The organism is Nonomuraea sp. NPDC050022 (assembly GCF_044460705.1).
Classification (GTDB): domain Bacteria; phylum Actinomycetota; class Actinomycetes; order Streptosporangiales; family Streptosporangiaceae; genus Nonomuraea.
On the sequence record NZ_JBITKE010000003.1, the window covers coordinates 876,227 to 894,669 of the forward strand.

Genomic DNA, 18,443 nt, shown 5'->3' on the forward strand with positions numbered 1-18,443 from the left:
AAATCCCCTTAAACTCCGGGATCGTGCGACTTCGCTCCTTGATCGTGTGCGCGATCCTGCTGGCCTTAGTGCCGGCCGCTCCGGCCTTCGCCGACGACCCCACGTCTACCCCGACACCCTCGCCGAGCGCGACCCAGGAGAAGCTCGAAGACGGCCTGGCGCTCACCGGCGGTACCGTACGCGCCATCGTCGAGCTGATCGACCCGGCGCAGAACGCGCCCGTGGCCAAGCAGGCGGCGGCCGACAGCGTGGACGTCGTGCTGCGGCCGGAGAGCCAGCCGTTCATGGTGGTCCAGGGCACCGCCGAGGAGCTGGCCGCGCTCGCCGCGGACTCGCGCGTCACCTCGATCCACCGCGATCGCGCCTATCCCCCGACGGCGGCGAACAACCTCACCCAGATCGGCGCCGACCAGGCGCACGCCCAGGGCTTCGTCGGCACCGGCCAGGCGGTGGCCGTGCTCGACACCGGCATCGACGAGGACCACCCGAACTTCGGCAACCGGATCGTGGACGAGGCGTGCTTCTCCGCGGTGGACGAGGGCGTGGAGTCACTGTGCCCGAACGGCCAGACCACGCAGACCGGCAAGGGCGCGGCCAACGCCATGACGGCCAGGTGCCTGGCCGACAACGGAGAGAACCTGTGTGACCACGGCTCCCACGTCGCGGGCATCGCGGCCGGCAACGGCGGCGTCGCGCCCGGCGCGGGGATCGTCGCGGTGCAGGTGTTCAGCCGGGTCAACGACGAGTCGGTATGCGGCGAGGCATCGTGCCTGCTGGCGTACGAGTCGTCGCTGCGGCTGGCCCTGGACTACGTGCTCGCCTCGACGCAGCCGATCGCCGCGGTGAACCTGAGCCTGGGCGGCATGCCGTCCGAGGGCTCCTGCGACGACAGCGAGGAGGGCACGGTCTTCAAGCCGAAGATCGACGCCCTGCTGGCCAAGGGCGTCGCGACCGTGGTCGCCGCCGGTAACGAGTACTTCGAGGGGACCTCGTTCCCCGCCTGCATCACCTCCACGGTGGCCGTGGGCGCCAACGACGACAGCGACGCGATCGCCGACTTCTCCAACCGGGGCGCCGGGGTGGACCTGTTCGCGCCGGGTGTGGACATCGACTCGTCGGTGCCCGACAACCAGAGCGCCGTCTACAGCGGCACCTCGATGGCGACTCCGCACGTGGCGGGCGCGCTGGCGCTGCTGAAGGCGCAGTCCCCGCAGTCCCCGATGACCGAGCTGATCGACAAGCTCAAGTCGACCGGCCGCCCGTACGTCTATCAGGTCACCGACGGCACCCAGGTCACCACGCCGCGCCTGGACGTGCTCGCCGCGCTGACCGGCAGCGCGCCGCAGCCGCCCATCACCCAGACCCCGGCGCCGGCCCCCGACGACCCCGACCCGTCCGACCCGGACCCCGAGCCCGACCCGTCGGACAGCAGCGGCCCCACGCCGACGCCCGAGCCGTCGGAGTCGAGCTCGACGCCGGTCCCGCTGCCGACTCTCACCGTGACCGTGACCGTGACGGTCACCCCCAAGGCCCCCGCCACGGTGTGTACGCGCGGTACGACCGGCACCCGCCTGACGGCCAAGAAATGGGCCGTGGAGCTGCACCGGAGCACCGGCAAGCTGCCCGACGCCACGCTCACCTGCTACCTGAGCCTGGTGCAGAAGGCCAGCACGGTCTTCCCCGAGCTGACCAAGGCGTCATCCCTGGGCACCGCGTACCGCGTACTGAAGGCGAAGAAGACCAACCTGGAGAAACTGGACGCCGCCCTGCTGACGGGCTGGCTGAACTGGGCCCACGGAACCAACGGGACAACAACCTTGAAGTCCGCCGAAAAGGTGCGACTCACCACTAAGGCCACAAATGCCGCGCTGAAGAAGGCGGCGAAGAGCGTACTGCCGAAGTAGCGGCAAAGGTTTCTCTGGCATAGATGCGTCACTTGGGAAACAGCGACATCACCCTTCTCGCGGGTGGGGACTGTGCAGGCAATATGCCTTTCCCCACCACGGAGGAACCAGTGAAGCTACGACCGCTGCTGACCGGCATGGTCGCGCTCGCCACGGTCTCGGCCGCGCTCGTCGCGGCCCCGGCCGGCAGCGCGGACAGCCGCGCCGGCGGCCCGCTCATCAGCCCGGCGCTCATCGCTGAGATGCAGCGGACGCAGCGCGTCCGCTCGATCGTCGAGCTCCATCCGGGCCAGGACGGCGAAGCCGTCGCCAGGGACATCATGGCGGCCTCCTCGGCCGCGCGGATCGTCGAGACGGCGAAGTCGCCGAACTTCTTCGTGGCCGAACTCGACGACGCGTGCCTGGACGCGCTCAGGGACGACCTCCGCGTCAAGTCCGTCTATCAGGACGAGCTGAGCTCGGCCTTCATGGACGACAACTCCAAACTCCTGGACGTGAGCACCAAGGTGATCGGCTCCGATCGGGCCAACGCGGCGGGCTGGACCGGCAAGGGCGCCACGGTCGCCATCCTCGACACCGGCATCGACGAGGACCATCCGTTCTTCGCCGGCCGGATAACGGACGAAGCCTGCTTCTCCTCCGCGTACCCGAGCGTCGAGGCCGTCTCGCTCTGCCCGAACGGGCAGCCCAGCCAGACCGGCCTCGGCGCGGCGAACGCCAAGACCCCGCTGTGCATCGCGAACGGTGTCAACCAATGCCGCCACGGCTCGCACGTGGCGGGCATAGCGGCGGGCGCGATGGTGCGGGGCGCTCCGTCCAACGGCGTGGCCCCGGCCGCGGCCATCCTGCCCATCCAGGTCTTCACCCGCATCAACAGCGCCACGGCCTGCGGCGCGGCGGGAGCCCCGGCGACCCCGTGCTTCCTGAGCTACACCTCCGACCAGAAGCTCGCGCTGGAGTACGTCGCGAAGGCGGCGAAGGCCCGGCACATCGCCGCGGTGAACATGAGCCTCGGCGGCGGCCGCATGTGGACCGAGCCGTGCGACAACGACCCGCGGGCCGGCGCGCACAAGGCGCAGTTCGACGCCCTGCGGTCGCTCGGCGTGGCGCCCGTGGTCGCGGCGGGCAACTCCGGCAACGACGGCGTCGCCTCTCCGGCCTGCGTCTCCAGTGCCATCGCGGTGGGCGCCACGGACGACAGTGACCAGATCGCCTCGTTCTCCAACCGCGGCGCGATGCTGGACGTGTTCGCGCCCGGCGTCAAGATCAACTCGTCGGTGCCCGGTGGCACCTTCGCGGAGCTGAGCGGCACCTCGATGGCCGCGCCGCACGTGACCGGCGGGTTCGCGGTGATGAGGCAGGCCTTTCCCGGCCTGAGCGTCGCCCAGGTCATGGCGAAGCTGCAGAACACCGGCATGGACATCTCCTACAGCAGCGAGTTCACCGAGGTGAGCACCGAACGGATCAACCTCGCCAGGGCGATCCTGCCGAGCCAGTCCGCCCTCTAAACCCTCGCCCGGCCTGCCGTCCGACCCCCGGCAGGAGCTTGGTCAACCCATGACCGACTCCTGCCGTTTAGGGTGGCTTTTATGGACGCAGGCAAGGCGATCTTGGATACCGTTGACAGGTTTCGCCAGCGGCGCACCGCTCCGCTGGTACTCGAGCTCGATCTGACCGAAGGGCTCACCGAAGGGCCACCGGCGGACCCGCTCTCCGCTGTGCTGTCCATGCGCAAGACGCGGCTGGCCGATGTGCTCTCGGGCCTCAAGCGGGCCAGGCAGGACTCCCGGGTCAAGGCACTGATCGTGAAGATGGGCGGCAACCCGCTCGGTCTGGCGATGGTGCAGGAGCTGCGCCAGGCGGTGACCCACTTCCGGGACTCGGGCAAGCTGACGGTCGCCTTCGCCGAGACGTTCGGCGAGTTCGGCAACGCCACCGTGCCCTACTACCTGGCCACCGCGTTCGAGCGGATCTACCTGCAGCCGAGCGGCGACGTGGGGCTGACGGGCGTGGCGCTGGAGCAGCGGTTCGTCAAGGGCACGCTGGCCAAGCTGGGCGTCGACTACGAGATCGGCCAGCGGCACGAGTACAAGACCGCGGCCAACATGTTCACCCAGGACCACATGACCGAGCCGCACCGCGAGTCGATGACCCGCATCGTCGAGTCGGTCATCGAGCAGGTCGGCGCGGGCATCGCCGAGGGCCGCCGGCTCGACCCGGCCAAGGTGCGCGAGCTGATCGACCAGGGGCCCTTCATCGGCGCCGAGGCGCTGGAGGCCGGCCTGGTCGACGGGCTGGCCTATCGCGACGAGGTCTACGACGAGGTCAAGCGGGCCGCGGGCGGTGAACCGCATCTGCAGTACGTCTCCCGCTACGCCAAGGCCGCGGCCGTACGCAAGCTGCCGCACCCGACGGCCGACGGCATCGCGCTCGTCCACGGCAACGGGCAGATCAGGTCCGGCCGCAGCGGACGCAGCCCGCTCGGCGGCGGCGGCGCGATGGGCTCCGACACGGTGAGCGCCGCGCTGCGGGCCGCCCGGCGCGACGAGCACGTCAAGGCGATCGTGTTCCGGGTGGACAGCCCCGGCGGCTCGTACGTCGCCTCGGACACGGTCTGGCGTGAGGTCGTGCTGGCCCGCAAGGTCAAGCCGGTGATCGTGTCGATGGGCGACGTGGCCGCCTCCGGCGGCTACTTCGTCTCGATGGCCGCCGACGTGATCGTCGCCCAGCCCGGCACGCTGACCGGCTCCATCGGCGTGTTCGCCGGCAAGCCGGTGATGCGGGAGCTGCTGGAGAAGGTCGGCGTCAACTCCGAGCTGGTGGCCGGGGGCGCCAACGCGGGCATGTTCTCCGCGACGCGCGCCTTCTCCCCCGAGCAGTGGGAGCGGGTCAACGCCTGGCTCGACCGTATCTACGATGACTTCGTGGGCAAGGTCGCCGAGGGTCGCGGCCTGACCCGGGAGCGCGCCCACGAGCTGGCCCGCGGCCGCGTCTGGACCGGCTCCGACGCCCGATCCTGTGGCCTGGTCGACGAGCTGGGCGGCCTCGAGGACGCGCTCGGCATGGCCAGGAAGCGCGCGGGCCTGGGCACGGAGGCGCCCGTGCGGGTCTATCCGCGGCTCAACCCGCTGGAGCGGCTGCTGGGGCCGGAGTCGAGCGAGGACAAGGCCGCCGCGCTGGCCCGGGTCCGCCTGGAAGCCTGGGGGCCGCTCGCCCGGCTCTCCGCCGAGCTGGGCCTCCCTGCCGCCGGACCGCTGACCCTCCCGAGCTGGTACGCGATCCGCTGAGACCGTCGTACGTGATGTGCGGTTGGCGCTTCCGTACGTAAGCGCCTTCCGTACGTAGGCGCCTTTCGTACGCCCAGCCGTCAGGAGCCGCCCATCGGGCGGTAGCGGGCGCGGAGCCGTACCAGCGGCTGGAGCGAGGGCGTGACATACGGCACCGCGAGCACACGCGCGATGAACAGCGTGTGATCCCCGGCGGGAACCACCTGGGTGGTCTCCGCCTCCAGGGCCGCGACGCCGCCCTCGACGACGAGCGCGTCCGAGTGGGTGCCACGGTGGTGCGCGATGCCCGCGACCAGGTGGCGGGCGCTGGGCCGCCCGGCAGTGGCGAAGCGGCTGGCGATCGCGGCCTGGCCGGCCGACAGGAGCGAGGCCGCCCAGCGGTCCTGGCGCAGCAGCACCTCGCAGAGGTAGCCGCCGCTGCCCAGGCTCACCAGGATCAGCGGCGGCTCCAGCGAGACCGACATCAGCGCGGAGACCGTGGTGCCCAGGTCGTCGCGGCCGTCGCGTACGGTCACCACCGCCACGCCCGCCGCGAGCTGCGCCATCGCCTCGGTGAACTCGCTCACGACGAGAGCCCCCGGAGTGCGGGGACCCTCGCCGGGCGGGTCAGCCGAGACCGTTGGAGGTCAGCCATTCCTTGGCCACCGTGGCGGGCTCGTCCTTGTTGACGGCGATCTTCTGCATCATGTCGAGCAGCGACTGCGTGGTGAGCTTGGCCGAGATCGCGTTGAGCGTGGTCTTGACCGTGTCGTTCACGGCCGCCTTGTTGACCAGCGGCGTCACGTTCTGGGCGGCGAAGAGGTTCTTCGTGTCCTGGAGCGAGACGAGGTTGTTGGCGGCGATCTTCGGGTCGGTGCTGAACACGTTGCCGACCTGGACCGTGCCGTCCTTGATGGCGTCGGCGGTCGTCGCGCCGGTGGCCTTCCAGTCCTTGAACTCGATCCCGTAGACCGACTTGAGCTCCGCCTCCCAGCGCTTCTTGAACTCGGCCGGAGCTCCGATGACCATGGTCTTGGACACCTTGGCCAGGTCGTCCATGGTGTTGAGCGACTGCTTGGCCTGCGTGTCCTTGCTGATCGTCAGGGTGTCCTTGTCCTCGGCGGGAGAGGAGTCGAGGACTTCGAGCTCGGGCGGCAGCTTCTCTTTCAGCCCGGCGTTGACCTCGTCGGTGGTCTTCGCCTTGGTCTCCTTGTCGACGAAGGCCAGCAAGTTGCCGTTGTACTCGGGCACGACGGTCAGCCCGCCGCTCTTGACCTGGTCGTAGATGACCTCGCGGGTGCCGATGTTGGGCTTCTCCTCCACCTGCACGCCCTTGGACTGGAGCGCCTGGGCGTAGATCGAGGCCAGCAGGGTGTTCTCATCGAAGTTGGCGGAGCCGATGATGACCTTGCCACCACCACTCGCGGAGGCCGAGCCGCTGGGCGCGGCGCTCGTGGTGTCGAGCGGGTTACCTCCACCACTGCCGCCACCCCCACAAGCGGCCAACGCGAGCGATGCCGTCAGCAGCACCGCCGCGGTGCCGAACATGCGTTTCATCGTTATTTCCTTCCTTAGCGGCAGGTATTGGAGAGATTAGCGGACCTTGACCCGCTGACTCACCCCTGGGGAGACCGTCACCCTCCGGACGAGGGTGAACAGCACCTGCACGACGAGCGCGAACAACACAATCAGTACTGAACCCCCGACGACACTGGCGTAATCCTGAGTCGAGAAGCCGTCGATGACGAATCGCCCCAGCCCGCCCAATCCGGTGTAGGCCGCGATCGTGGTGGTGGCGACCACCTGAATGGCCGACAGCCGGAGCCCCAGGAGGATCAGCGGCAGCGCCACGGGCACCAGCACCCGCCCGAGCACCTGCCCGCTCCGCAGGCCCATGCCATAGGCGGCGTCACGCAACTCCGGGTCCACGCCCCTGATGCCCTCGAAGGTGTTGACCAGGATCGGCGGTATGGCCAGGAGCACGAGCGGAATGATCACCGGCAGGATGGACGCGGTGCCCAGCAGCAGCACGAACAGCACCAGCAGCCCCAGCGTCGGCAGCGCCCTGGCCAGGTTGGCCGTGACCACCACGCCGATCCCGCCCTTGCCGGTGTGCCCGATGAGCAGGCCGAGCGGGATCGCGATCAGCACGGCCAGGGCCAGCGCCATGACCGAGAACTCCAGGTGTTCGAGCAGCCGCGCGGGGATGCCCGCCGGGCCCGACCAGTTGTCGGCCTTGCCGAAGAACTCCAGCAGCCAGTTCACGCGGACCTCCTAGCCCGGACCCAGGGCGTGAGCAGCCGCTGGGCGAGCACCAGGAGGCCGTCGGCGATGAGGGCCAGCAGCACGATCAGCACGATGCCGACCAGCGCGGGCGGCACGAACGGGTTCTGGTAGGCCCTGGTGAACAGCATGCCCAGACCGCCCTGCCCGATCAGCGCGCCGACGCTCACGAGGCTGATGCTGGAGACGGCGACCACCCGGAGTCCGGCGATCACGACGGGCGTGGCGATCGGCAGCTCCACCTGCACCAGGCGGCGCAGCGGCGTGAACCCCATCGCGACGGCCGACTGCCGCACGTGCTCGGGCACCGCGCCGAGCCCGTCGACGACCGACGGGATGAGCACGGCGCAGGCGTAGAAGGTCAGCGGCACGATCACGGTCGTCTTCGACAGGCCGGTGAACTGGATGAGCAGCATGAAGACCGGCAGCGACGGCAGCGCGTAGATGATGTTGAACACGCCCGTGGTCGGCTGGTACAGCCAGCGCCAGCGCACGCTGGCCAGCCCCAGCGGCAGCGCCACGATCAGCGCGACGACGATCGGCACCAGCGACATGATCAGGTGGTCGCCGAGCAGGTTCTTGATGCTGTCGACCCGTCCGGTGTCCCAGTTGCGCGCGATCCACTCCCATATGGAGGGAGGTCCATCGGCCATCGCCCATAGGGAGGGAGGTCCGTCAGCCATCGCCCACATGGAAGGCGGTCCGTCAGCCATCGGCCGCCTCCGCCAGTGCCTCGTCGAGCGCCTCCCGGGTGGCGGCGCCGACGACCTTGCCGTCCCCGTCGACGGCCACCGCGCAGCCCGACGGCGACAGCAGCGCCGCGTCGAGGGCCGAGCGCATCGAGTCGCGGCCGAGCACGAACGTCCCGTACGGCTCCAGCTCGGCGGGCCGCTCACGCGAGATCCAGCCGACCGGCCGGTCGTCCCCGGTGACGACGAGCAGCCACGGCTCGTCCGTCGGCCCCTCGAAGCCCTCGGGCACGGTCAGGTCGTCGCGCAGGCGCAGGCCCTCCGTCGAGATGAACTGCAGGCGCCTGATGCCCCGGTCATGACCGAGGAACTCGCGGACGAAGTCATCGGCCGGCTCCGACAGCAGCGTCTTGGGGTCGGCCAGCTGCGCCAGCTTGCCGCCCACCCGCAGGACGGCCACCCGGTCGCCGAGCTTGATGGCCTCGTCGATGTCGTGGGTGACGAAGACGATGGTCTTGTTCAGCTCCGCCTGCAGCCTGAGCAGCTCTTCCTGCAGGCTGGTGCGGACGATCGGGTCGACCGCGCTGAACGGCTCGTCCATGAGCAGCACCGGCGGGTCCGCCGCGAGCGCCCTGGCCACACCGACCCGCTGCTGCTGCCCGCCGGACAGCTGGAACGGGTAACGCTCGCCCATGGCCGAGTCGAGCCCCACACGTTCGAGCAGCTCCATGGCGCGGTCACGGGCCTTCTTGCGGTCCCAGCCGAGCAAATAGGGGACGGTGGCGATGTTGTCAACGATCTTCCGGTGCGGGAAGAGCCCGGCCTGCTGGATGACATAGCCAATGCCGCGCCGCAACGTCGGCGGATCGATGCCCTGTACGGGCTCACCGTCAAGGAGGATCCGCCCCTCTGAGGCGTCGATCATCCGGTTGATCATTCGGAGGGACGTCGTCTTCCCGCAACCGGAGGGGCCGACGAACACGGTGATCTCACCTGTCGGCGCCTCAAGGCTCAGGTGATCGACTGCGACCGTGCCGTCCGGATAGCGTTTGGTGACGTCGTCAAATGTGATCACGCGCGACCTCTCGCGTTCGTGGCGGGGGCCGCAGCCCCCCTGCTACGGCCGCCGCATGATCTCTCAGGACGACCAGACTACGGCGATCCAGCGCACTCTGTCCCCTCGGGCCTCTCTGAAACGCTTCAGCTAGCTGCAAGTTTCATACGAAATGCCGTTCTGATAGTGCGCGGCACCTGGGTAAGTTGGCATGATTAACACCACGAACTCAGACGCCGCACCCCCCACCTCAAGCGTCCGTATTTCAGCAAGAGGATCCGGCCCCGTGACAGACTTGCTCACCGATCACCCCTCCCGGGCCGAACTGATCGCGGAGCTCTACGACCGTTACGCCGCCGGGCTGTTCGCGTACTGCGCTGACCAGCTCGGAGACCACGGTTCCGCCGCCGACGCCCTGGTGTCCGTCCTCGGCTCCGCCGCCGACGCCTGGGCGTCCGCCCGCGTCGGCGGGCAGGCGGCGCCGCCTGCCCGCGCCGCCCTGTTCGCGTTCGCCCGCCGCGAGATCCAGCGCCGCGACGTCGTCTACGCGCCGCCGGTGGTCGACCCGCTGATCGACCCGGCGTCCGCGCTGGTGGAGCGGGTCCTGCGGGAGTTGCGCCCGCACCAGCGCGAGGTGCTCGTGCTGTGCGAGGTGTGCGGGCTGGACCGCGCCGAGCTGGCCTGGGTGCTCGACGTGGCGCCGGACACGGCGGACGAGCTGGCCACCAGCGCCACGCACCGCTACCGGCAGGCGCTCGACACCACCCTGGCCTGCACGGAAACCCGCGTGACCAAGCCGGTGGCCGACGTCTACGGGGCGCTTGGTGTGGCGCCGTTGCGTGACGTACTGGGGCGGTTGCCCTGGCCACCGCCGCCCGCGTCTCTCCACTCGCACTTCGCTCCTCAGATCCCGCCCGGTCGTACGGCGGCGCCGATGTTCGTCAAGCCGCTCTGGCCGGGCCCGCCCACGTGGCCGCAGCCGTTGGCTGTGGCGGACGCGGCGACCAGCACCGGGATCTTCCCGACGGAACTGCTGACCCCGCCGTCGCCGTCCCGAGTGCCGGAGCACGAGGCACCCACGGCACCGATGCCCAAACTCCGCGACCCGTTCGGACCCGGCCCGGCCCTTGAGGGCCCCGCTCCCGCTGGCCTGACTTCCGAGGGTCCGGCTCCTGAGGGACAGCGGTTCTTCACGCCTCGGTCACCCAGCACGCGACCGCCCGGGGACCTGCTCTCCGACACGCGGTCATCTGGGGACGCACTCTTCGGCAAGCGGGCGCCCGACGACGCCCTCTTCGGCGCGCGACCGTCCTCCGACGCGCGGCCGGTGCGTGATGGGTTGTTCCGCTTACCGCAGCCCGCTTCCGAGAAGCCCGCGCCTGCCCAGCCGGCCGACGAGCCCTTGCCGAAGCGGCCGTTCACTCTCTCGGCGTCCATTCCGGGCGACGTGCTGGACGACGAGCCGATCACCGAGGAACTGCCCGCCATCGGCGACATCCTCGTACACAAGGGCGAGGCCAGGGAGCCGGGCGCCTTCTTCGTCCCCAGGACCGCCGCCAGGGAGCCCATCTACCGGCTGCCGGCCCCGCTGCCGTTCCCGCCGACCGTGGACGACCTGCCCATCGTGGACGACCTACCTGAGGACCTCCCGGACGTCCCGGACGTACCGCGAGCCCGGGTACGCCCCGGCAAGGACCGGCACCACGACTGGGCGTGGGAACTGGTCGGCTTCCTGGTCTGCGTCGCCATAGCGATGATCGTCTTCTTCGCGGTCCCGCTCATCATCGGCTAGCTGCCAGCACTGACCGCAGATCACTCACCGCCGGTCGCTCCCACTGCTCCACCGGCACCGCCGACAACACCATCCGCCCGGCCTGTTCGACCATCGTCGTCCGGTGGATGGCCGGCAGGCTGTCCACAACCTCAGCAGCCACCCGCAGGCCCTCGTCAACCCCGCCGTTGACCACTGTGCATTGCGCGGTCAGCAGGCGCGCGATAGCCGGGTACTGTTGACCTGCTCCCCGCTCTGAAGGGGCGGGGAGCAGGTCAAATGATGCTGCGGTCGCAGCGTCATTACCCGCCCGAGCATGAATCAACTGCCGGGTCAGGAGCGGCGGCACTATCGCATAGCGCTCGATCCACGAGCGCTCGGTCAGCTGTGCGCGGGCGCGGACCTGGCCATAGCGGCGCTGACCGGGTGCCTGTCACACACCACCACGGGGGCCGACGACACAGGCGAGTATGCCCGGGTGTGGGTCTCCGACCCGGACGATCCTCGCTCGTGGGCAGCGGCCACGTGGCGGCCGGGCGATCTCGACTACGGCGTCCAGCAGGTAGGCGACCGGCCGCTGTGGGATGAGGTCGTCCAGGCGTACGCCCAGTGGGTTGCCTTGGGCGAGCCGCACTGGGAGCGCTTCGGCGTGACGGTCACGCCGGAGGGACAGCGGGTATGGCTCGACGCTCCGGAGGTGGTGTTGAGCAGCGCCTGAGCATGCGAAAAGGCCCCCGTCAGCCGGCCGACAGGATCAGCCCGCTGGTCGGAACACCCGTGCCCGCCGTCACCAGGACGTTGCGGACGCCGCTCACCTGGTTGGCGGAGGTGCCTCTCAGCTGCCGTACGGCCTCGGCGATGCCGTTCATGCCGTGGATGTAGGCCTCCCCCAGTTGGCCGCCGTTCGGGTTGACGGGCAGGCGGCCGCCGAGCTCGATGCCACCGTCCCGGAGGTAGTCGGGGGCCTCCCCCCGGCCGCAGAAGCCCAGCTCCTCCAGCTGGGCCAGGACGAACGGGGTGAAGTGGTCGTACAGGATGGCCGTCTGGATGTCCTGCGGGGTCAAGCCGGACATTTCCCATAAACGTCGGCCGACGACTCCCATCTCCGGCAGGCCGCTCATGTCATCGCGGTAGTAGCTGGTCATCATCATCTGCCCCGCGCCCGCCCCTTGGGCGGCGGCGGTGATCACGGCCGGGGAGCGGCGTAGGTCCCGGGCCCGTTCGGTGGTCGTGACCACCAGGGCCACGGCCCCGTCGCTCTCCTGGCAGCAGTCGAGCAGGTGCAGCGGCTCCACGATCCACTTGGACTCCTGGTGCTCCGCCAGGGTGATGGGACGACCGTGGAACCAGGCGGCGGGGTTCGTGGAGGCGTGCCTGCGCATGGCGACGGCCACCCGGCCGAAGTCCTCTGAGGTGGCGCCGTAGGTGTGCATGTACCGCTGGGCGAACATGGCCACCCACCCGGCGGGCGTCATCAGCCCGAACGGTACGTGCCAGCTCATCTCCAGCCCCTGCGAGGTCGGCTGGCCGCCCAGGCGGGCGTCCGGCTGCCCGAACCTCCGGCCGGACCGCTCGTTGAACGCCCGGTAGCAGACGACGGTGGTGGCCATGCCGGTCGCGACGGCCATGGCGGCCTGCGCCACCGTGCCGCACGCCGCGCCGCCCCCGTACTCGACCCTGGAGAAGTACGTGAGCTCACCGGCGCCGATCTCGCGGGCCACGGCGATCTCCTGGTTGGTGTCCTGGGTGAAGGTCACCATCCCGTCCACGTCACCCGGCGCCACCCCGGCATCGTCGAGCGCGGCGAACACGGCCTCGGCCGCCAGCCGCAGCTCCGACCGGCCGGATCGCTTGCTGAACTCGGTGGCGCCGATGCCGGCGATGGCGGCTCGTGACTTGAGCACTGACGTGCCACTCCTTCGGGTCAGGGGGCTCTGTTCGGGCTGGGGTTGTTCGGGCCGGGGCCGTTCGGGCCGGGGCCGTTCGGGTCAGGGGCCGTTCGGGTCAGGGGCCGTTCGGGTCAGGGGCCGTTCGGGTCAGGGGGCTGGGGGGAGGGTGAGGGTGATCGTGCCGGTGGCGTGGTCGCCGAGGCTGACCTTGCCGCGTACCTCGACTGTGAGCTCCCCCGCCGCCCGCGAGACGACCGTGCCCGTGAAGCTCAGCCGGTCGCCCGCGTACGCCGGGACGCCGAGCTTGACGTTGATGCGCCTGATGATGGCCGCTGGACCCGCCCAGTCCGTGACGTACCGCTCCACCAGCCCCATCGTGGTCAGGATGTTGAGGAAGATGTCCTTGGAGCCCTGCGCGCGGGCGCGCTCGACGTCGTGGTGCACCGGGGTGAAGTCCATGGTGGCCAGGGCGGTGGAGACGACCACCGTGGGCGTGAGGTCGATCGACAGCTCGGGAAGCACCGAACCGAGCTCGACCTGGTCTTCGGTCAGCGTCCGCATCACGACTCCCCTGGCGCCCACATGGGCAGGACTAGTTCGTCGTCCAGCGCGCGGTACGTCACGCGCAACGACATGCCGATGCTGACGGCGTCGGTCGGACAGTCCACGATGTTTCCCACGATCCTCACCCCTTCTGGCAGTTCCACCACTGCCACCACGAAGGGCGTCTCGCGTCCCGGCACCGGCGGGTGGTGGTGGACGACGTAGCTGTAGACGGTTCCGTGGCCGCTCGCCACGGTGTGGGTGCGGTTGGTGGAGCGGCAGACGGGACATATCGGGCCGGGTGGGTGGCGCAGCTCACCGCAGTCGGCGCAGCGCTGGATGCGCAGCTCGCCCTGCTGGACGCCTTCCCAGAAGAAGGCCGTGTCGGCGTTGACGGCGGGGCGCAGCGGGTACGCCTCGCGGGGGCCGGTCTCCGGGGGTTTCGCGGTCTCGGATGATGTGGTGGTGGAGCTGGGGCGCTTGCCGGTGCGTGGGCGAAATTTCAGGATTCGGAACATCATCTCGGCCACTGGTTCGTCCGCCTCGTCGTACCAGGTGACGTTCCAGGTGGCGAAGTAGCCCTCGCCGAGCGCCGTCCGCTTCGGGCCCACGAGGCTCGTGAAGCGGGTCGACGGGGTCAGGCGCTCGCCGAGCCGTACGTACCGGTGATAGGTCTGCTCGCAGTTCGTCGCCACCACGCCCGTGTAGCCGTGCGCCTGCAGCGCGGTGAGCATGTCGTCGACCGGCGAGCGGTCCTTGGCGTCCTGGCGGAGGCCCTGCATGGTCCAGACCTGGATCATCGCGGGCGGGGCGACCCCTTGGTCGAGGTAGGCCGGGTTCGCGTCGCCGAGGGCGGTCAGCCAGTGCCTGATCATGGGCACGTTCACCGGATCGGCCGCGGGGGTGCCGCGCATCTCCCCGAGGGCGACCTGCTTGTCCGCCAGCTCCCGCAGCTCCCTGTCCACGCTCGCGGGGTCAGGAGCGACGGGGGCAGGCGTGGACGGGGCGGGGGTGGCGGGGCCGGGGGTCACAGACTCGGGAGTGGCGGGGTCGAGAGTCGAGGGGTCGGTCATCGGGGCGGCCTCGGGAGGCTCAGGCCGAGCATCGCGATCAGCTCGCGCTGCACCTCGTTCACCCCGCCGCCGAACGTCAGCACCACCGCGCCCTTCACCCCGTGATCGGTGCGCTCCAGGAGCTCGGCCGTCTCCGGGTCCGACGGGTCGCCGTAGCGGGCCAGGATGTCGCCGATGAGCCGGCCGACCTCCTGTACCCGCTCCGAGGCGTAGATCTTGGTGGCCGACGCGTCGGGCGCGCCCAGCCAGCCGAGGTCCATGTTCGCCGCGACCTGCCAGTTGAGCAGCTCGTTCGTCCGGAAGTATGCCCGCACCCTGCCGAGCGCCCGTCGTACGTCCGGATTCTCCACCAGCCCGGTACGCCGCGCCCAGGCCAGGAAGCGGTCGTAGGTCTGGCCGAGGTTCCCGGCGGGACCGAGCGTGACGCGTTCGTGGTTGAGCTGGTTGACGATCAGGTCCCAGCCCTTGTCCACCTCGCCGACGACCATGCTCGCCGGGACGCGGACGTCGGCGTAGTAGGTGGCGTTCGTGTGGTGACGGCCGTCCATGGTGATGATCGGGGTCCAGGAGAAGCCGGGATCGTCGGTCGAGGCGATCATCATCGTGATGCCCTTGTGCTTCTTGGCGTCGGGGTTGGTGCGGGTGGCGAGCCAGATGTACTGGGCGTAGTGGGCGCCGCTGGTGAAGATCTTCTGGCCGTTGACGACGTAGTGGTCGCCGTCGAGCACCGCCGTGGTCCGCAGCGAGGCCAGGTCCGTACCGGCCTCGGGCTCGCTGTAGCCGATCGCGAAGTGGCATTCTCCGGCCAGGATGCTCGGCAGGAACATCTCCTTCTGCTCCTGCGTGCCGTACTGCATCAGGGTGGGCCCGACCGTCTGCAGCGTGATGATCGGGTACGGCACGCCGGCGCGGGCGATCTCGTTGGCGAAGATCTGCTGTTCGAGCGGGCCGTAACCGGCGCCGCCGTACTCCTTCGGCCAGCCGAGGCCGAGCTTGCGGTCGCGGCCGAGCCTGCGGCAGTGCTCCATGTAGGCGGTGCCGAAGGGATCCTGGGAGATCTTGCGGCGGTCCTCGTCGGTGAGGCAGTTCTGGAAGTACTCGCGCAGCTCGTCGCGGAGCCTGCGCTGCTCGGGGGTCAGGTCGATCAGCATCAGACGAGCGCTCCGATCAGGTCGAGCTGGGCGTCGGCGCCGCCGAGCAGGTGCGTCAGGTGCTTGGCGTGGGCGAAGTAGCGGTGCAGCGGGTACGTCACGTCGAGGCCCAGGCCGCCGTGCAGGTGCTGGCAGGTGAAGAGCGCCTTGTACGCCTCACTGACGTGGAAGGCGGCCACGGCCAGGTCCTCCTCCGCCGGGAGGTCGTTGGCGAGCAGCCAGGCGCCCGACCACACGGCCACGTCGAGCGCCCGCGTGGCGATGTAGACGTCGGCGATCTGTACGGTGACCGCCTGGAACTCGGCCAGGGCCCGGCCGAACTGCTTCCTGTTCTTGATGTACTCGGTGGTCAATTTGAGAGCTCCGGCCAGCACGCCGCTCGCCTGGGCCGCGACGGCCGCCGTGAAGATCTGCCGCAGACCGGAGACCGCTTCCGGACCCGCCAGCCGCTCGGCCGGGGTCCGGTTGAACACGATGGTGGCCAGCGACTCGCCGTTGGCGGCGAACTCCGGGCGCGCCGTCCATCCGCCGGTGACCAGGAACACCCCCTCGGCGGCCGTGACCAGCATGTACGCCGCCTCGCTCCCGTACGGGACCCCGATCTTGCGGCCGGTCAGCACCCACTCGTCGCTATCCCTCTCAGCGGCGGTCACGGGCGGGGCCGCCGGCGCCCAGCCCGGCTCCCGCAGCGCCACCGTGCCGACGCCGTCGGCCGGCGGGCGCTGCCGCGCGGGTGTGCCGTAGCGGGCCAGCGCGAGCGTGCTCACCAGCGTCGCCAGCGCGGGCGCCGGTGCGGCCCGCGCGCCGAACTCGCGGAGCACCACGGCCAGCTCGACGGCCCCGAGCCCGGCGCCACCCGCGTCCTCCGGCACGCACACGCTCATCAACTCCGCCTGGCACAGCGCCTGCCAGAGCCGTTCGTCATACGGCCGGCCGCTCTTCTCGTGCGCCTCCAGCCGCTCCGAGGTCGCCTCCTTCGCCAGAAGGTCGGCGGTCAGGGTACGCAGGTCCTGCTGGGTCTCATCCAGGTTGAAATCCACTATTTCTCCAAAAGGTGTTGCCGGCCGTGCCGGGCGAACTCCCGCTCGATCGCCGCGACGTCCGCGCCGCCCAGTAATCGGATCTCCGCGCCCGCAGGACGCCACCAGACGGGGTCGGCCGTCCGCCAGCCCTCCTGCACCAGGACACGCTTGACGACCTTGTGCGAGGGGGTCTGGGGCAGACCATCGGAGATGCGTACGTACCGGGGGAACGACTTGGCACCCAGATCGCGGCGCCCGGCGAGGAACCCGGCGAACGCGACAGGGTCGAACGCCGCCTCCATGACCAGCGCCGCCATGACCTGGTCTCCGGCCGCCGCGTCCGGCACCGGATAGACGGCCGCCTCGATCACGCCCGGGAACTCCCGCAGGACCGCCTCGATGGGCGCCACCGCCAGGTTCTCGCCGTCCACACGGAGCCGCTCGGTGCCCCGCCCGGCGAAGAACACGTAGCCGTCGGCGTCCGCGTACGCCAGATCGCCCGACCAGAACGCGCCCTCCCGCATCCGCTCGGCGTCGGCCTCCGGGTCGTTGTAGTAGCCGTCGAACAGGCCGAGGCCACCGATGTTCACCAGCTCGCCGATCGCCTCGTCGGGGTTGAGCAGCCGCCCGTTCTCGACGCGGCCCGGCGGGCACGGCAGGCCGGTCAGCCAGCTGCGGATCTCGATGCCCGCCGGCAGCCTGCCGAGGCAGCCGGGCGGTCCCATGGGGTCCGGGGTGAGCGAGATGGCCGTCTCCGTCGACCCGAACGCGTCGATCACGTGACAGCCGAACCGCCCCCCGAACCGTCTGGTCGCCGTGGCGCTCCCCTCGTTGCCGAAGGCGAGCTTCAGGGGGTTGTCGGCGTCGTCGGGTTGTCGCGGGGTGGCCAGGACGTAGGAGAGCACTTTGCCGACGTAGTGGAGGTACGTGCAGCCGTACCGCCTGATGTCCGGCAGCAGGCCCGACGCGGAGAACCTCCGCCGCAGCACCAGCGCCGCCCCTGACGCCACGGCGGGGGCGTAGGCGGCCATGACGGCGCCGGAGTGGAAGAGCGGCATCGCGCAGTAGACGGCGTCGGCGGGGGTCAGCATCGCGGCCAGCGAGACGCCGGGGACGGCGATCTTCCGCTGCGTGATCCGCACTGCCCTCGGCCGTCCGGACGTCCCGGAAGTGAAGATCAGCATGACCAACGCGCCCGGATCAGCCGGACCCGTGCCCGGATCAGGGCTCGCGTCCGGTTCGAGGCTCGCGTCCGGCCCCGGAAGAGGCAGGTCAGGCGCGTCCCCCGAGCCCCAGTCCGGGACGGGCGTCGAGGCCGTACCCGAGGCTTCGGCGACGGACCGCGCCACCGTCCCATAAGGCGCGTCCCACAGCAGGAGGCCGACGTCGGTGGCCTGGGCGTCGCGGGTCAGCTCCGCCACTGATCGGGTCGGGTTCAGCGCCACCAGCACCCGCCCGGAGAGCGCGGCCCCGCCCAGCAGGAACACCATCTCCGGAACGTTGTCGCAGAGAACCCCCACGTGCGGCGGCCCGTCGAAGGAGCGAGAGGTCAACCAGTCGGCGGCGGTACGGCAGGCGGCCACGACCGAGCGCCACGACCACACGCGATCCTCGAACACCAGCCCCGGACGGTCATCATCGGCCCGGGCCAGCAGCAGGGCGGCGAGTGTGTCCGCGGCCATCGACCCTCCCAGCAAGCGCTCGGTCAACAGTTCCGCAAACTAGAACAGATTCTAATATCTGTCTAGCCACGACACATCCCAACAAGTCTGGATATATGCCTGTAGCGCCGCAGACA

General features: G+C 70.2%; 16 protein-coding genes. 5 read left to right on the forward strand and 11 right to left on the reverse strand.

Annotated features, from left to right (window positions below):
• Window positions 1–23: 23 nt before the first annotated feature.
• The 3 genes from ACIBO2_RS15510 to sppA all read left to right on the forward strand — a co-directional run bounded on the left by ACIBO2_RS15510 (window position 24) and on the right by sppA (window position 5,191).
• Window positions 24–1,904 (forward strand): S8 family peptidase, encoded by a 1,881-nt coding sequence (locus ACIBO2_RS15510; RefSeq protein ID WP_397297473.1) that lies wholly within the window; start codon window positions 24–26, stop codon window positions 1,902–1,904.
• Between the two features lie 110 nt (window positions 1,905–2,014).
• Window positions 2,015–3,412, forward strand: a complete 1,398-nt coding sequence (locus ACIBO2_RS15515; RefSeq protein WP_358539198.1) for a S8 family serine peptidase — start codon at window positions 2,015–2,017, stop codon at window positions 3,410–3,412.
• Between the two features lie 81 nt (window positions 3,413–3,493).
• Entirely contained in the window at window positions 3,494–5,191 is a 1,698-nt protein-coding gene (gene sppA / locus ACIBO2_RS15520) for a signal peptide peptidase SppA (protein ID WP_358539195.1), read from the forward strand.
• 80 nt (window positions 5,192–5,271) lie between these two features.
• On the opposite strand, the gene ACIBO2_RS15525 is transcribed toward sppA, so the two are convergent.
• The 5 genes from ACIBO2_RS15525 to ACIBO2_RS15545 are packed head-to-tail and all read right to left on the reverse strand — an operon-like array spanning window position 5,272 to window position 9,217.
• Window positions 5,272–5,757: a flavin reductase family protein gene (locus ACIBO2_RS15525; protein ID WP_358539192.1), complete on the reverse strand. Its 486-nt coding sequence runs from the start codon at window positions 5,755–5,757 to the stop codon at window positions 5,272–5,274.
• Window positions 5,758–5,797: 40 nt separating this feature from the next.
• The gene (locus ACIBO2_RS15530; protein ID WP_358539189.1) at window positions 5,798–6,727 is read right to left on the reverse strand and encodes an ABC transporter substrate-binding protein; all 930 of its coding nucleotides are present in this window, start codon (window positions 6,725–6,727) and stop codon (window positions 5,798–5,800) included.
• A gap of 36 nt (window positions 6,728–6,763) precedes the next feature.
• Window positions 6,764–7,435 (reverse strand): ABC transporter permease subunit, encoded by a 672-nt coding sequence (locus tag ACIBO2_RS15535; RefSeq protein ID WP_357949999.1) that lies wholly within the window; start codon window positions 7,433–7,435, stop codon window positions 6,764–6,766.
• Window positions 7,432–8,106: an ABC transporter permease gene (locus ACIBO2_RS15540; protein WP_358539186.1), complete on the reverse strand. Its 675-nt coding sequence runs from the start codon at window positions 8,104–8,106 to the stop codon at window positions 7,432–7,434. The genes ACIBO2_RS15535 and ACIBO2_RS15540 overlap by 4 nt, the downstream gene beginning before the upstream one ends.
• 52 nt (window positions 8,107–8,158) lie before the next feature.
• On the reverse strand, window positions 8,159–9,217 hold the full coding sequence (locus tag ACIBO2_RS15545) for an ATP-binding cassette domain-containing protein (protein WP_358539183.1): 1,059 nt from the start codon (window positions 9,215–9,217) through the stop codon (window positions 8,159–8,161).
• 265 nt (window positions 9,218–9,482) lie between these two features.
• On the opposite strand from ACIBO2_RS15545, the gene ACIBO2_RS15550 reads away from it, so the two are divergent.
• Window positions 9,483–10,988: a hypothetical protein gene (locus ACIBO2_RS15550; RefSeq protein WP_397297477.1), complete on the forward strand. Its 1,506-nt coding sequence runs from the start codon at window positions 9,483–9,485 to the stop codon at window positions 10,986–10,988.
• A gap of 295 nt (window positions 10,989–11,283) precedes the next feature.
• The gene (locus ACIBO2_RS15555) at window positions 11,284–11,685 is read left to right on the forward strand and encodes a hypothetical protein (RefSeq protein WP_358539178.1); all 402 of its coding nucleotides are present in this window, start codon (window positions 11,284–11,286) and stop codon (window positions 11,683–11,685) included.
• Window positions 11,686–11,704: 19 nt separating this feature from the next.
• Here ACIBO2_RS15555 and ACIBO2_RS15560 read toward each other — a convergent pair whose 3' ends face one another.
• The 6 genes from ACIBO2_RS15560 to ACIBO2_RS15585 form a co-directional block, all read right to left on the reverse strand.
• On the reverse strand, window positions 11,705–12,871 hold the full coding sequence (locus ACIBO2_RS15560) for a lipid-transfer protein (RefSeq protein ID WP_358539175.1): 1,167 nt from the start codon (window positions 12,869–12,871) through the stop codon (window positions 11,705–11,707).
• Between the two features lie 132 nt (window positions 12,872–13,003).
• Window positions 13,004–13,417 (reverse strand): MaoC/PaaZ C-terminal domain-containing protein, encoded by a 414-nt coding sequence (locus ACIBO2_RS15565; protein WP_397297480.1) that lies wholly within the window; start codon window positions 13,415–13,417, stop codon window positions 13,004–13,006.
• A complete protein-coding gene (locus ACIBO2_RS15570; protein WP_358539163.1) occupies window positions 13,417–14,472 on the reverse strand; it encodes an OB-fold domain-containing protein in 1,056 nt (351 codons plus the stop codon). The genes ACIBO2_RS15565 and ACIBO2_RS15570 overlap by 1 nt, the downstream gene beginning before the upstream one ends.
• A complete protein-coding gene (locus ACIBO2_RS15575) occupies window positions 14,469–15,623 on the reverse strand; it encodes an acyl-CoA dehydrogenase family protein (RefSeq protein WP_358539158.1) in 1,155 nt (384 codons plus the stop codon). Before ACIBO2_RS15575 ends, ACIBO2_RS15570 begins: the two co-directional genes overlap by 4 nt.
• Window positions 15,623–16,663 carry an acyl-CoA dehydrogenase family protein gene (locus ACIBO2_RS15580; protein ID WP_397297483.1) on the reverse strand — a complete coding sequence of 347 codons (1,041 nt, stop codon included), beginning with the start codon at window positions 16,661–16,663 and terminating at the stop codon, window positions 15,623–15,625. Before ACIBO2_RS15580 ends, ACIBO2_RS15575 begins: the two co-directional genes overlap by 1 nt.
• Window positions 16,663–18,327 (reverse strand): AMP-binding protein, encoded by a 1,665-nt coding sequence (locus tag ACIBO2_RS15585; RefSeq protein WP_358539152.1) that lies wholly within the window; start codon window positions 18,325–18,327, stop codon window positions 16,663–16,665. The genes ACIBO2_RS15580 and ACIBO2_RS15585 overlap by 1 nt, the downstream gene beginning before the upstream one ends.
• Window positions 18,328–18,443 lie beyond the last annotated feature (116 nt).